Source organism: Pseudomonas sp. IT-P74 (assembly GCF_949768175.1).
GTDB lineage: Bacteria > Pseudomonadota > Gammaproteobacteria > Pseudomonadales > Pseudomonadaceae > Aquipseudomonas.
In genome coordinates this window covers 1-13565 of sequence record NZ_CATKQD010000033.1, presented here as the reverse complement: position 1 = coordinate 13565, position 13565 = coordinate 1, and the positions used below count along the sequence as shown (strand labels likewise).

Sequence of the window (13565 nt, the reverse complement as noted above, 5' to 3'; positions counted from 1 at the left end):
GCGAGGGTTCAGTGCCGGTGCTGGCGGGTCACGCCGGCATCGAATTGCGCGATGACCTGCTGCCAGCCGGCGCTTTCGAGCGCGGCGTCGCTGAGGTCGGCCGGTGCCGTGAGCGTGCTGGCGCGGTTGAGCCAGATGTCCGGTGCATCATTGGCTGCGGCCAGGCGCATCAGGAAAGAACCGGCGACCGTCGGTGTTCGGCTCTGGCCGAAATAGGCCTTGGCGTCGAGCAATTGCCAGGCATGGCCGCCCCGGCTGACGGAGCTGGCGTCCCGGGCAAACGGCGCAAACCCTTCCTCGGCCAGCGCCTCGGGTGTCGGCAGCGCTTGCTGTTCCTGGAGCAGCAAATGGATCTCGTCCAGCGTCACCCGCAGATCGGCGTAGATACCTTGCTCGGATGCACTGAGGTCACGGCGCGCATCCAGTTGATGGCTGCTGACGCTGCTCACCTCATGGGATTCACCGCGCCAGAGCACCACGGTACCTGCGACCGCCAGGATCATCAGGCACAGCAGCAGAACGTAGAGGGTTTCGTGACCGGCACCGGCCGGGCGCACGACTTGGGTCGTTGGAGTGCTCATGGCGCCTCGATGTCCGCCTGGTCGATTTCCACGACGTGACCGGGGCCGGCATCGAACAGCACATAGAACTCGGCGCCGGGCTTCTTGAAGGTCAGGGACGAATCAGGCCCGAGCTTGCCCGGCACCAGAATGGTTTCGTCGTAGCCGATCACATCGAGGGTCACGCCCGGAGCACCGCTGCCGTCGGAAAAACCGCCGGTGCACTTGATTTGTTCGGCGTCGATGGCCTTGCATTCGCACATCGGGTTGTGGGCCAGGGCGCTGGCACTGAAACCGGCGCAGAGCACCAGCAACAGGGGGTTGAGCGAGCGAAGAGGGTTGATCATGGTTTGCCTCCTTGTTTGTTCAACCAGGCGATGGTGGCGGGGGAGGCCTGGCTCAAAGGAATGGATGCCTGATGCATGGCGCCGTCCCAGCCTTCCATGGTGATCCACAGTTCGGCATCGGCCGTGGTCTTTTCCGGGACGGGCAGCGAAGCGCCCATGCGGTACGGGGCGCCGAAGAAAATCACCCCGGCGGCGCGCAGGCTGCGGGGCTTGCCGATGCGCAGGTAAGTGGCCTTGACCTGGTCGATACAGGCCTCGCACAGCGCGGCGTTGAAACCCTTCATGAAGCCGGCGGGGCCTTCGAGCATCGGGGCTGAGTTGCGCAATTCCGCCAGGCGCAGGCTCCAGGGGCCGACCCGGACTTCGCCGACTTCCCGTTCGCCAAGGCCACTGTCGCCGCGCATCAATGCCTCGTCGGCGAAGTACTTGGGCATGAAACCGAGTGGGATCAGCAGCAACAGGACGTTCAGGTGAAAGCGCCATCTGTGCCAGAACACATTCAGGCGCGAGGGTTGCGGGGCCGCAATGTCTTGGCTCACAGGTCGACCTCTGACACTTCGTGGTTCGTGGCCGCTTGCGCCGCGGTGTCGCGCTGTTTCTTGCTACTGCGTTTGAAGGCATTGGCGGTGGCCAGCGCCGTGCGCTTGGTCCAGATCAGCAGACCGCTGAGCACCATCATGCTCAGCAGCAGGCCGAAGAACGCCCAGATCAGCTTGATCCACAGTCCGCCGAAATCGCCGGTGTGCAGCGGGCGCATGGATTCGGTGACGAACTCCAGGGGCGAACGGTCCGAAATCAGGCGCGAGGCGGCGATTTCGCCGTTGTACGGGTTGATCGTGGCGGTCTGGAACATCAATGGATACCAACCGCGTCCGCCGACATCCAAGTGGCTGTAGGCATTGCCCGGCAGGCTGACGAAACTGGCTTCCAGCCCGGAAATTTTCTGTGTGGCGATTTCAACCGCGCGGTCGAGGTCGATACGCGGCGGGGGCGAGCCATTGGGCGACAGCGGCACCGCTTCGCGGGACATCGCCGGGATGATCTTTTCCGTGGAAATGGAAATCTGGTTGTCGGACAGCACTGCCTGGATCAGGAACCAGGTGCCGGTGACGGAAATCACCGCGATGAACCAGATCGACCAGATGCCGCTCAAGCGATGAAAGTCGCCCCAGAAAATCCGCGCGCCGTGGCGAAGGCGCAGGGTCGGACGGAAGAAGCCTTTCCAGAAGCGTTTGTAGACCACCAGCCCGGTGATCAGCGAAGCCAGCAAGGGCAAACCGAGAAACGACACCAGGTACCAGCCCCAACTGTAACCATTGGTGAACGGCACCAGCCACCAAGCGTGCAGCGCGCGGGTGAAGGCGCGGAAGTTGAACTCCGGTGCGACACCCTGGATCACGCCGCTGTACGGATTGACATAAATCACCACAGAGCGCCCGTCGGGGTAGCTGACTTCGACATCCAGGGCGAAGTGCGATTCGTCGGGGCGACTGATGCTCTGCACCACGGTCTGCGGCTCGGCCCTGTTGATGGCCTCGATGACCTGCTGGTAGCTGAGCAGCGGAGCATCGTCCGAGGGTTGGCTGGCGCGCATTGGCGGGTTGGCCAGCCAGACGATCTCCTGGCTGATGACGGCCAGGGTTCCGGTTACACAGACGATCAGCACAAAAAACCAGATCGGCAATGCCAGCCAGCTATGGACCAGGAACCAGATTTTTGAACGGGACTTCTTTGACATGTTGGAGGTCTTGGCTAGATGAGACGCAACTCGGCTACGGGCTTCGCAGGGCTGAGCGCGCTGAAGGTCCAGTCGTGGCTTTTGCCTACGCGAAAGGACTGCATCTATGTAGGACGGATGAGCAGGGGAAATCCCGAAAGGGGAAATGAAAGAAAATGTTTCTCATTGCCGACAGGTCAGGGGCGGGCATGCTTGCGCAAGTGATTGGCAAGTCGGCGGTGCTGTTGAAGGCGGTGCCCCTTGTGGGAGCGAGCCTGCTCGCGAAGAGGCCCGCTCCGACACCAACAATTTTAACCTTGCTGAAACATCTCCTGCGCCCGTTGCTCGATCTGTTCCTGAGTCAGGTCTTCCTTGTGCGTGGCCAGGAACCACAGGTGCCCGTAGGGATCTTTCAAGGTGCCCGAACGGTCACCGTAAAACTGATCCTTGACCTCCGATACAACGGTTGCGCCGGCATCGATCGCCTGTTTGTAGGACTTGTCGACATCCGACACGTACAAATGCAGACCCACGGACGGTGAATTGTCCGGGTTGCTCAGCGGCCCTTGATCGCACGGTGTGCCGAGCATGATCGGGCAATCGCCGATGCGCAGTTCGGCGTGGCCGACACCGCCATCGGGCATGTCCAGACGCATGATTTCAATGGCGCCGAAGGCTTTTTTGTAGAAGGCGATGGCTTCGGCGGCTTTTTTGATGCCCAGATAGGGGGTGACGCTGTGATACCCCTCTGGAATGGGTTTGACGCTCATGATGGATCTCCCTGTTCCGGATGTGTGAATAGAAGTACCTCTGCCGTTATACGACCGAATAAATATAGGTCAGCCTCTTTCGCTTCACCGAGTGCCCGACGAGCAGCAATGCCATTCAACTGCCATCAGCTCCAACCCGTGCGTCTCCAGCTCGCGTTCCCCGGCACATCGACAATGATCGCCATTTCTTGATAGCCACTATTGAAAGCGTTGATTTCTGCTGCCCGGGAGGCGCGGGTAGCCTGTGTTCATTGCCTCTAACCCAGTCGCCAGGACGCCAAAATGAAACCGATGATTGCTACTTTGCTGGTGCTCGCCGTCTCCGTACTCGCCGGATGTGCCAGCCATGTTTCCCCTGAACTTCGGCCTTACACGGCTGAAGAAAGCAAGGAACTGGCACTGGAAGCGCTGAACCGCCGCGGCCTGTCCTTCGACGAATACCACGCTAAAAAAGCCGAACTGCTTGGCCAGCCGCAAAAGTCGTTCAACTTCGACAACCAGGGTGAAATGAACGCTGGGCGATCTGTACAGCTGCACGGCCGTCCAAGCTGAGGCGAAACTGTACTGCTCCAAGTTTCGCGTAACTGTCCATGGGTTTCGCTCTGGGTGTGCGATAGGGTCAACACCTGACCGACCCTGACGGACTGCCACCCATGACGCTCTCTCTTGACCTGCTGCTGGGCTTCGCCCTGTTTGCTCTCGTTACTTCAATCACCCCCGGCCCGAACAACACCATGTTGCTGGCATCCGGGGTGAACTTCGGCTTCAACCGCACAATTCCGCACATGCTCGGCATCACTTGTGGCTTCTTCGTACTGGTGGTGGCGGTCGGTTTTGGCCTTGGCGCGGTGTTCCAGACTTACCCTTTGCTCTACACGGTGCTGCGTTATGTGGGGGCGGCGTATTTGCTGTACCTGGCGTGGAAAATCGCCCATTCCGGGCCCATGTCGGAGAGTCAGCAGGGCGAGGCGAAACCGATCAGCTATCTGGGCGCCGCCGCGTTCCAGTGGGTCAATCCCAAGGCCTGGATCATGGCCATTGGCGCTATCAGCACCTACACGCCGATGCAGGGTTACTTCACTAATGTGATCGTGATCGCGGCCGTCTTTGCGATCATCAACCTGCCGAGTGTCGGTGTCTGGGCCGCTTGCGGCACGCTGTTGCGCAACGTTCTGAAGGATCGCCGCTGGCTGCGTCTGTTCAATTGGGGCATGGCCGCGTTGCTCGTGGGTTCGCTGTATCCGCTGTTGCTCGAAAGCTTTAGCTGATGCATTGCTTCAACCGGTTGCCCGATGCCTGTTAAGCTGACTTTTCAGGAGCGTTCCTACGCACTTTTAAATGAAGTAATTCTTCTTTAACGGCATCCGATCAGGTATTGGTAGCGTTCTGAAAACAGCGCGCAGCTCACAAGGCTGCGCTTTGCCGTTTGCAGTCACGCGCTTCCTGATCCCGGAACACGCTCTGCGAGTCTTATATGAATAAACGTCCGTTGTATTTCGATTACGCCGCCACCACGCCGGTGGATGAGCGGGTCATCAAGGTAATGGTCGAGTGTCTGGGCTTTACCGGCAACTTCGGCAACCCGGCCTCCAGCTCCCACGTCTTCGGCCAGCAGGCCCGGCAATCGGTCGAACAGGCGCGACGCCAGGTCGCCGAACTGGTCGGCGCGACACCCGGGCAGATCGTCTGGACTTCCGGCGCCACCGAATCCAACAACCTTGCGCTCAAAGGCGTGACCCAGGCCCGCGGCACTGGCGGCGGCCATATCATCACCAGCCAGATCGAACACAAGGCCATTCTCGATACTGCGAAGCAACTGCAGGAAGCCGGTGTCGCGGTGACTTATCTGGTGCCGGACGCCGAGGGCCTGATCACTGCGCAAGCGGTCAGCGAAGCCATGCGCGAGGACACCTTCCTGGTGTCGCTGATGCTGGTCAACAACGAACTGGGCACCCTCAACGATATTCCCGCCATCGGTCAGGTCGTGCGTGATCGCGGGGCGTTGTTTCATGTCGACGCCGCACAGGGCGCGGGCAAAGTGGCGATCGACCTCGCGCAGTGGCCCGTGGACCTGATGTCGTTTTCCGCGCACAAGCTCTATGGCCCCAAAGGCATCGGCGCGTTGTACGTCGGTCCGCGAGCACAACAGCGTTTGCAGGCGCAGATCCATGGCGGCGGGCATGAGGGCGGTTTGCGTTCCGGCACGCTGGCGACCCATCAGATCGTGGCCATGGGCGCGGCCTTTGCACTGGCGGCGGCTGCGTTCGATGAAGAGAAAGCCACTATCGTGCGTTTGCGTGAACGCTTGCTCGAGCAATTGCAACGTGTTCCCGGCGTGCGTCTCAACGGCAGCCCGACCCGGCGCATTCCCCATACCCTGAGCCTGACCTTCAGCGAAGGCGAGTTCAACCCGGCGGCATTGCTGGCCTCGATCGCATTTTCCGCGACCTCGGCCTGCAATTCCGCGAGCAATACCCCATCCCATGTACTGCTTGCCTTGGGGCACGATGCCCGTTCGGCCAGTCGCACCATCCGCTTGAGCCTCGGGCGCTTCACCACCGAGCAGGACATCGACCAGGCGGTTCAACTGATCAAGGCAGCCTGCGCCAGTGCTCCGGCATTCTGGCAATAGGGCGACGAAGCGCCGACGTTGATCGGCACTCAACAATAATGAACAAGTGATTAGCAGGAGACACGATGAATACGCAGCTTTCGATCAATGGATCGGTGCCCCAGCGCCTGGCGCAAACCCGCGAACTGATGAGCCGGGAGGGCATTCACGCCTTGCTGGTGCCGTCGGCCGATCCGCACCTGTCCGAATACCTGCCGGGCTATTGGCAAGGGCGCCAGTGGTTGTCGGGTTTCCATGGTTCAGTCGGCACCCTGATCGTGACCCCGGACTTTGCCGGCGTCTGGGCCGATAGCCGTTATTGGGAGCAGGCGAGCAAGGAGCTCAAGGGCAGCGGCATTGATCTGGTCAAGCTGCAACCGGGTCAACCCGGGCCACTGGAATGGCTGGCCGAGCAAACCCCCGAGGGCGGCGTTGTCGCGGTCGATGGCGCGGTCATGGCCGTGGCATCGGCACGGACCCTGGGCGGCAAACTTGAAGAGCGTGGCGCCCGCCTGCGCACCGACATCGACCTGTTGAGCGGCGTCTGGAGCGATCGCCCGGGCCTGCCGAACGAACCGATCTATCAGCACCTGCCGCCACAGGCGACCGTCAGCCGTGGGGAAAAACTCGCCAAACTGCGTGAAACCCTTCAGGCGCGAGGTGCCGACTGGCATTTCATCGCCACCCTGGATGACATCGCCTGGCTGTTCAACCTGCGTGGCGGCGACGTGTCGTTCAACCCTGTGTTTGTTTCTTTCGCCTTGATCAATCAGCAACAGGCCACGCTGTTTGTCGCCTTGAGCAAAGTCAGTGCCGAGCTGCGCGTCATCCTCGAACAGGACGGCGTGACCTTACGCGATTACAGCGAGGTCGCCGCCGCACTGCGCGCCGTGCCGAGCGGTGCGAGCCTGCAGGTCGACCCGGCGCGGGTCACGGCGGGGTTGCTGGATAACCTCGACAGCGGGGTGAAGCTGATCGAAGGCCTGAACCCGACCACCCTGGCCAAATCGCAAAAAAGCCTGGCCGATGCCGAACACATCCGTCAGGCCATGGAACAGGACGGCGCAGCGCTGTGCGAATTCTTCGCCTGGCTGGACTCGGCACTGGGGCGCGAGCGCATCACCGAACTGACCATCGACGAAAAACTCACCGCCGCCCGTGAGCGTCGTCCGGATTATGTGTCGCTGAGTTTCAACACCATCGCCGCGTTCAACGCCAATGGCGCGATGCCGCACTACCATGCCACCGAAGAAGAGCACGCGGTGATCGAAGGGGACGGCCTGCTGCTAATCGACTCCGGCGGCCAGTACCTGGGCGGCACCACCGACATCACGCGGATGGTTGCGGTGGGCACACCGACCGATGAGCAAAAGCGCGATTGCACCCGCGTGCTCAAGGGCGTGATTGCCTTATCCCGCGCGCAGTTCCCGAAAGGCATCCTGTCGCCGCTGCTCGATGCCATCGCCCGTGCGCCCATCTGGGCGGAAAGTGTCGACTACGGTCACGGCACGGGTCATGGCGTCGGCTACTTCCTGAACGTCCACGAAGGTCCGCAAGTCATCGCTTATCAGGCCGCACCTGCACCGCAAACCGCGATGCAACCGGGCATGATCACGTCCATTGAACCGGGCACCTATCGTCCGGGTCGTTGGGGGGTGCGGATCGAAAACCTGGCGATGAACCGTGAGGCAGGCAAAAGCGAATTTGGCGAGTTCCTCAAGTTCGAAACCCTGACCCTGTGCCCGATCGATACGCGCTGCCTGGAAACTTCGCTGCTGTCGGACGAGGAAAAGCAGTGGTTCAACGCCTACCACGCTGAAGTGCGCGAGCGCCTGAGTCCGTTGGTCGAAGGTGCCGCGCTGGAGTGGCTGAATACCCGTACTGCGGCTATCTGATGTGAAGCTCAGGTGCTTTTTCCAGCGCTTGAGCCATGTAGTCGACAAAGGCTTTGACCCTGGCGGATTGGCGACGATTCGCCGGGGATACGGCATAAATTGGCAGCGACAACGTACTGTAGTCCTGCAAAATCGCGCTCACCCGGCCGGCGCTCAGATCTTCGCTGAATAGCCACACCGGTGACAACGCAATCCCCAATCCCCCCAGCACCATTTCGCGGATCGCCTCGGAATTGTTGCTCTGCGCATTGCCCTTGATCCGCACTTCGTGGCGTTGGGCGTCTTTTGTGTACAGCCACAGGTTTTGACTGCTCAACAGGTTGAACATCAGGCAGTTGTGCCCGCCCAGTTCCTTCGGTGTCTGCGGTTGGCCGTTTTGCCTGAGGTAGTCAGGGGAGGCGACGGTCACACGGTGGGTGCTACCGACAAGGCGAGCGATCAGGCCACTGTCGTTCAGGGCTCCGATCCGGAAAGTGACGTCCAGCCCTTCGCTGACCAGATCCTGGTTTTGATCGCTCAGTTGCAGGTCGATCTGCACGTCAGGGTAGTGTTTGAGAAAGTCCGGCAAGCGGGGGGCGATCTGCAAGCGTCCGAAACTGATCGACGAGCCAATTTTCAACGGTCCGGCGACCCTTTCCCGACCGGATTGAAAGCTATGTTCCGCCGCGTCCACGGCGGCGAGGATGAGTCGGCATTCGTTGTAGTAGCGCTGACCTTCGTTCGTCAGGGACAGCTTGCGGGTACTGCGGGCAATCAGCTTTCCGCCCAATCGGGTTTCCAGTGCCTGCAGCACTTTACTGATGGTCGGCTGGCTGGTCTGCAACTCCCGGGCAACCGCGGAAAAACTGCCCCGTTCGACCACCCGCACGAAAATCGCCATTGCATTGAGTTTGTCCACGGGATCGCTCATTGATGCTGTAGTGGAATGGTCACTATAGCGATATAGCGTCTTATCGGCATGAATTGAGCGAGGCAAGATGGCCCCACATCCACTTCTGATGGGGCATGGCGAAATGACTGACTCACTGAATATGCGCGCTCTGATGGTCGACTCGGCCAATGCGCCGTTACGTTTGGTTTCCGTTGCGCGGCCCGTGCCGCAGGCGGGGCAGGTACTGGTCAGGATCAAGGCCAGCGGTGTCAATCCGCTGGACGGCAAAATCCGCTCCGGGCAGGCGGCCCATGCGGCTCAACCATTGCCGGCGATAGTGGGGATGGATCTGGCCGGAACCGTGGAGGCGTTGGGGGAGGGTGTCAGTGGCTGGTTGCCGGGGGACGAGGTGTATGCCATGGCCACCGGTATTGGTGGTATTCAAGGTTCATTGGCCGAGTACGCGACGGTCGATGCGCGACTGTTGGCTCGCAAGCCGCACAATTTGAGCATGCGGGAGGCTGCCGGATTGCCGCTGGTGCTTATTACGGCTTGGGAAGGCCTGGTGGACCGGGCGCGCGTTCGATCCGGGCAGACGGTATTGATTCATGGCGGCGCCGGTGGCGTTGGCCATGTCGCGGTGCAAATCGCCCGCGCTTTTGGCGCAGAAGTTTTTGCCACGGGTTCTGCCGGGCAGCAGTCGATTATCGAAGGGTTCGGCGCGACCTTTATCGATTACCGCAAGTCTTCGGTTGAAGATTATGTGGCTGAGCATACGGCCGGTGAGGGCTTCGACATTGTCTATGACACAGTAGGGGGGGAAACGCTGGATGCGTCATTCAAGGCGGCACGGATGTATCACGGTCATGTGCTCAGTTGCCTGGGGTGGGGGCAGCACAGCCTGGCACCGCTTTCCTTTCGCGGGGCGACTTACTCCGGTGTCTTCACTTTGCTGCCGCTCCTGACCGGCAAGGGGCGTGAGCATCACGGCGAGATTCTGCACGAGGCGGCGCAGTTGATTGAAGCGGGCAAGCTCGCGCCATTGCTTGACCCGCACTCGTTCACGTTGGAATCGGCGGAAGCCGCCCATGTACTGCTCTTGTCAGGAGCGGCAAAGGGGCGGTTGGTGGTCGAGATTTAACTCAGGGCCTCGAGCACGAAGTCCAGTCGATCCTGGCCGAAGTACAGCTGGTTATCGACAAACATGCTTGGCACGCCGAATACGCCGCGCTGCACTGCTTTCTCGGTGTTGTCCTTGAGCGTTGCCTTGACTGTTTCGTCGGCGGTCAGTGCCAGCACCTCATTGGGATCGAAACCGTTGTCGCTCAGCACCGCCGCCACGGTTGCCGGGTCATTGAGGTTGCGGCCGTCGACCCATAGGGCCTTGAACAGGCAGTCAATGAAGGCAAAAAAACGCTCGGGTTGGTGCAACTGAATGCCGGTCACGGCACGCATCAGCACGAGAGTGTTGATCGGGAAGTGCGGATTGAACTTCAGTGGCACGTCATAGCGCCGGGCAAAGCGGTCCAGGTCCTGAATCATGTGGCGACCCTTGGCCGGAATGGTCGCCGGGGAGGCGTTGCCGGTGGCCTTGAACACACCGCCGAGCAGGATCGGGATGTAGATCAGCTGGCTGTCGGTTTGCTCGCAGATTGCAGGTAACTGGGTATAGGCCAGGTAAGTGGTGGGGCTGCCCAGGTCAAAAAGGAATTCCACGGTTTTGCTCATGTTCGGTGCGCTCTGCTTATTGTTGTAGGGGAGGGCTTACCAGCGTTCGCTCCAGGGGCGCAGGTCCAGTTCGAAAGTCCAGGCGTCGCGGGGCTGGCTGTGCAGGTACCAGTAATTCTCGGCAATGTGTTCGGGGTTGAGGATGCCGTCCTGATCCTTGGTCGCGTATTTCTCGGGGAAGCTGTCACGGATGAAGTCGGTATCGATGGCGCCGTCGACGACGACATGGGCAACGTGAATATTCATCGGTCCGAGCTCTCGGGCCATGCTTTGCGCCAGTGCACGAATGCCGTGCTTGGCACCGGCAAATGCGGCGAACCCGGCTGCGCCACGCAGGCCTGCAGTGGCACCTGTGAACAGGATTGTGCCCCGCTGGCGCTTGGCCATGCGTATGGCCACTTCCCGCGCATTGAGAAACCCCGAGAAGCAGGCCATTTCCCAGATCTTGAAATACTTGCGGGCGGTTTCTTCGAGAATGCTGCACGGCACGTTGGCGCCGATGTTGAACACGAATGCCTCGATGGGGCCGACCTCGCTTTCGATCTGCTCGACCAGTGCCACCACATCGTCTTCCTTGCGGGCGTCGCAGGCGAAACCGTGTGCCTCGCCACCATCGGCCTTGATGGCATCCACCAGTGGCTGGAGCTTGTCCGCACTGCGGCGGGTGACGCAGGCGACAAAACCCTCTTGGGCAAAACGCTTGGCAATGGCGCCGCCCGTGGCATCACCTGCACCGACGACCAGTACGACCTTCTTGTTATTCATGGGTAGATCCCTTTTGGTAAACGATCGTTAACTAAACGAACGTTATGCTATGATTCGACAGACGTCAAGGTGAGCAATTCAAGGGGAAGGGCAATGCGTTATTCGGCCAGTCACAAGCTGGAAACCAGGCAAAGGCTGCTGGAAAGCAGTGCGGTATCGGCCAAGAAGTCCGGATTTTCAACGGTGGGCGTGGACGGCCTGATGAAAGCGATTGGCTTGAGTGGCGGCGCCTTCTATAGCCACTTCTCGTCGAAAGACGAGTTGTTCGCAACCATTGTTGAACGTGAGTTGGGTCAAAGTCTGGCGCGACTGGGGGACGGGCAGGATCGTGACAAGCTTGAGCGCTGCTTGAAACAGTACCTGAGCATGTCTCACGTCGAGAGTCCGGAAACCGGTTGTGCGCTACCGGCCTTGGGGGCGGAAATTGCCCGTTCCGACCTGACTGTCCGCCAACAGGCAGAGCACTGGATTTGTCGGCTTCAGGAAAGTTGGGCGGGTGTTTTGCAAAGCGACAGCCTGGCGTGGGCGATTCTGTCGCAATGCATTGGCGCGCTGGTCGTGGCGCGCATGCTGGCTAGCCCGGATATCCAGCGCACAGTGCTGAAATCCAGCTACGAGGAAATCGGCCGTCAGATCGCAGGTCCGAGAACCTGACGCAATGGCCCTGCCTATTTGCAGATGACAATCATGCTGCGGCTGGTATAGCCCGCTGGATTGAGGCCAAATGGGTAGTCGCCGGGCTCTTCCACGGCATCCCCCGACTTGGCGATGACCTTGTATCCCTTGGGCGCGCAGGAGTTGGCTGCGCTGGCGTAGCACTTGTCCCAGGATGAAGATAATCCGGAACAGTTGATGTGTAGCCCTTTCTTGCCGTGCTTGATCTGTGTTTCCGAGGTCGCTGCGCAGCCTGCAATTGCAAGTACGGCGACCAGTATCAAAAATCGGTTCATTACTGTCCTTATAGCGTCCCCGGATCTTGTGCCCGGGTCTGGCTGCATTCGCTTTTGCTTGACGCGTACCGATATCCCTATCTGAAATGGTCCATGGCATGACTCTGGGGTGCGGGGCTAAACATGGCCTAATTGAGCGGCAAATACCAGAGCCGTGTCATATCCGCTTTCAATCTGCCGCTACTGCTGGTCTGGCGGCTGAGCTCATGGTCATGGTGGCACCGACGGATGCCAAAATGATGCACATGATGGCCATCCATTGTGACAGCGAGAGGTACTCATGAAGGAACAGCAAGCCGGATAGCGCGCCGAAGGCTGGCTCGATACTCATCAGGGTGCCGAAGGTCCTGGCCGGCATGCGGGTCAGCGCGACCATCTCCAGGGTGTAGGGGAGGGCGGTGGACAGGATGGCGACGCCCAGGGCCACAGGAATCAATGACGGGGTCAATAGGGCGGAACCGGCATGGACAATACCGATAGGGGCTACGAAGAGCGCCGCGATCATTACCCCCAGTGCGGCGGTTTGCACGCCATTGTCGGCCCCCGCTTTTTGACCGAACAAAATGTACAGTGCCCAGCAGACCCCTGCACCCAAGGCATAACCGGCGCCTACCAGATCAATGCCGGCGGTCGCTTCTCCCGTCGGTATCAGTAACAGTAAGCCGGCAGCTGCCAGGGCGATCCACAAAAAGTCGATCGCACGACGCGAGGCGTAGATTGCCACCGCCAGTGGGCCGGTGAATTCAAGCGCCACTGCGATACCCAGCGGGACAGTTTGCAATGACATATAGAAGAGGAAGTTCATGCCGCCCAGCGCCATGCCGTAGACGATGACGGTGCGCAGGGATTTTGCCGTGAGTTTTGCCCGCCATGGACGCAGTATCAGCATCATGATCACGCTGGCAAAAATCAGTCGTAATGTTGTCGTCCCCTGAGGGCCGACAACGGAGAACATGCTTTTGGCCAGGGAGGCTCCGGACTGGATCGACGCCATGGCTATGAGCAGCAGCCCAACCGAGAACAGAGTAGAGGCTAGACTGCGAGGCTGGTCATTCATTACGTGGCATCGTCCGAAATATAGGAATCAAGGGTATTTCTATTTGTGTTGGGCAATATACTGCGCATTCCATGCGGGCGCGTCTATATATACGCAGTGTTTTTGCACATATCGATAGAAACCCGAATCAGTGCTTGACGGCAGATTCTGGAGGCCTATAATTCGCCCCACTTCCGGCGCAGTCGAAACGGAAAACTCCTTGGTAAACAATGAGTTACGCAGTTTTCGGCAGTGGGTTGCTTCAGTTCATCGAAGTCGAAAGGGAGTTGAAAAAGAGGTGTTGACAGCAGCGTG

General features: G+C 59.9%; 16 protein-coding genes. 6 read left to right on the top strand and 10 right to left on the bottom strand.

Annotated elements, in window-relative coordinates:
* Positions 1 to 8: 8 nt before the first annotated feature.
* The 5 genes from ACM6J5_RS16420 to ACM6J5_RS16400 form a co-directional block, all read right to left on the bottom strand.
* Complete coding sequence (locus ACM6J5_RS16420) at positions 9 to 581, bottom strand: DUF6162 family protein (protein WP_414928978.1); 573 nt, start codon at positions 579 to 581, stop codon at positions 9 to 11.
* Positions 578 to 907 carry a hypothetical protein gene (locus tag ACM6J5_RS16415; RefSeq protein ID WP_414928977.1) on the bottom strand — a complete coding sequence of 110 codons (330 nt, stop codon included), beginning with the start codon at positions 905 to 907 and terminating at the stop codon, positions 578 to 580. Before ACM6J5_RS16415 ends, ACM6J5_RS16420 begins: the two co-directional genes overlap by 4 nt.
* On the bottom strand, positions 904 to 1446 hold the full coding sequence (locus ACM6J5_RS16410; RefSeq protein WP_095945825.1) for a thiamine pyrophosphate-binding protein: 543 nt from the start codon (positions 1444 to 1446) through the stop codon (positions 904 to 906). The genes ACM6J5_RS16415 and ACM6J5_RS16410 overlap by 4 nt, the downstream gene beginning before the upstream one ends.
* Positions 1443 to 2645 (bottom strand): PepSY-associated TM helix domain-containing protein, encoded by a 1203-nt coding sequence (locus ACM6J5_RS16405; RefSeq protein ID WP_095945824.1) that lies wholly within the window; start codon positions 2643 to 2645, stop codon positions 1443 to 1445. Before ACM6J5_RS16405 ends, ACM6J5_RS16410 begins: the two co-directional genes overlap by 4 nt.
* 290 nt (positions 2646 to 2935) lie before the next feature.
* Positions 2936 to 3394 (bottom strand): VOC family protein, encoded by a 459-nt coding sequence (locus ACM6J5_RS16400; protein ID WP_414928976.1) that lies wholly within the window; start codon positions 3392 to 3394, stop codon positions 2936 to 2938.
* A 282-nt stretch (positions 3395 to 3676) separates the two neighbouring features.
* On the opposite strand from ACM6J5_RS16400, the gene ACM6J5_RS16395 reads away from it, so the two are divergent.
* The 4 genes from ACM6J5_RS16395 (at position 3677) to ACM6J5_RS16380 (ending at position 7900) form a co-directional block, all read left to right on the top strand.
* Complete coding sequence (locus ACM6J5_RS16395) at positions 3677 to 3946, top strand: hypothetical protein (RefSeq protein ID WP_150673626.1); 270 nt, start codon at positions 3677 to 3679, stop codon at positions 3944 to 3946.
* A gap of 101 nt (positions 3947 to 4047) precedes the next feature.
* The gene (locus ACM6J5_RS16390; RefSeq protein WP_007993943.1) at positions 4048 to 4662 is read left to right on the top strand and encodes a LysE family translocator; all 615 of its coding nucleotides are present in this window, start codon (positions 4048 to 4050) and stop codon (positions 4660 to 4662) included.
* Positions 4663 to 4868: 206 nt separating this feature from the next.
* On the top strand, positions 4869 to 6026 hold the full coding sequence (locus tag ACM6J5_RS16385) for a cysteine desulfurase family protein (RefSeq protein WP_414928975.1): 1158 nt from the start codon (positions 4869 to 4871) through the stop codon (positions 6024 to 6026).
* A 65-nt stretch (positions 6027 to 6091) separates the two neighbouring features.
* Positions 6092 to 7900, top strand: a complete 1809-nt coding sequence (locus ACM6J5_RS16380) for an aminopeptidase P family protein (RefSeq protein WP_414928974.1) — start codon at positions 6092 to 6094, stop codon at positions 7898 to 7900.
* Here the strand turns inward: ACM6J5_RS16380 and ACM6J5_RS16375 are convergent.
* Positions 7893 to 8810: a LysR family transcriptional regulator gene (locus tag ACM6J5_RS16375; protein WP_414928973.1), complete on the bottom strand. Its 918-nt coding sequence runs from the start codon at positions 8808 to 8810 to the stop codon at positions 7893 to 7895. The genes ACM6J5_RS16380 and ACM6J5_RS16375 overlap by 8 nt on opposite strands.
* Before the next feature lie 103 nt (positions 8811 to 8913).
* Here ACM6J5_RS16375 and ACM6J5_RS16370 point away from each other — a divergent pair, with 103 nt between their 5' ends.
* Positions 8914 to 9912 carry a zinc-dependent alcohol dehydrogenase family protein gene (locus ACM6J5_RS16370; RefSeq protein WP_414928972.1) on the top strand — a complete coding sequence of 333 codons (999 nt, stop codon included), beginning with the start codon at positions 8914 to 8916 and terminating at the stop codon, positions 9910 to 9912.
* Here the strand turns inward: ACM6J5_RS16370 and ACM6J5_RS16365 are convergent.
* The gene (locus ACM6J5_RS16365) at positions 9909 to 10499 is read right to left on the bottom strand and encodes a 2-hydroxychromene-2-carboxylate isomerase (RefSeq protein ID WP_095945819.1); all 591 of its coding nucleotides are present in this window, start codon (positions 10497 to 10499) and stop codon (positions 9909 to 9911) included. The genes ACM6J5_RS16370 and ACM6J5_RS16365 overlap by 4 nt on opposite strands.
* A 36-nt stretch (positions 10500 to 10535) precedes the next feature.
* Positions 10536 to 11264: an SDR family oxidoreductase gene (locus tag ACM6J5_RS16360; RefSeq protein WP_150673632.1), complete on the bottom strand. Its 729-nt coding sequence runs from the start codon at positions 11262 to 11264 to the stop codon at positions 10536 to 10538.
* Between the two features lie 93 nt (positions 11265 to 11357).
* On the opposite strand from ACM6J5_RS16360, the gene ACM6J5_RS16355 reads away from it, so the two are divergent.
* Positions 11358 to 11918, top strand: coding sequence for a TetR/AcrR family transcriptional regulator (locus tag ACM6J5_RS16355; RefSeq protein ID WP_414928971.1), 561 nt, complete (start codon positions 11358 to 11360; stop codon positions 11916 to 11918).
* A gap of 14 nt (positions 11919 to 11932) precedes the next feature.
* On the opposite strand, the gene ACM6J5_RS16350 is transcribed toward ACM6J5_RS16355, so the two are convergent.
* Both ACM6J5_RS16350 and rhtA read right to left on the bottom strand, forming a co-directional pair.
* A complete protein-coding gene (locus ACM6J5_RS16350) occupies positions 11933 to 12214 on the bottom strand; it encodes a hypothetical protein (protein ID WP_095945816.1) in 282 nt (93 codons plus the stop codon).
* A 169-nt stretch (positions 12215 to 12383) separates the two neighbouring features.
* Positions 12384 to 13271: a threonine/homoserine exporter RhtA gene (gene rhtA / locus ACM6J5_RS16345; protein ID WP_095945815.1), complete on the bottom strand. Its 888-nt coding sequence runs from the start codon at positions 13269 to 13271 to the stop codon at positions 12384 to 12386.
* Between the last annotated feature and the right edge of the window lie 294 nt (positions 13272 to 13565).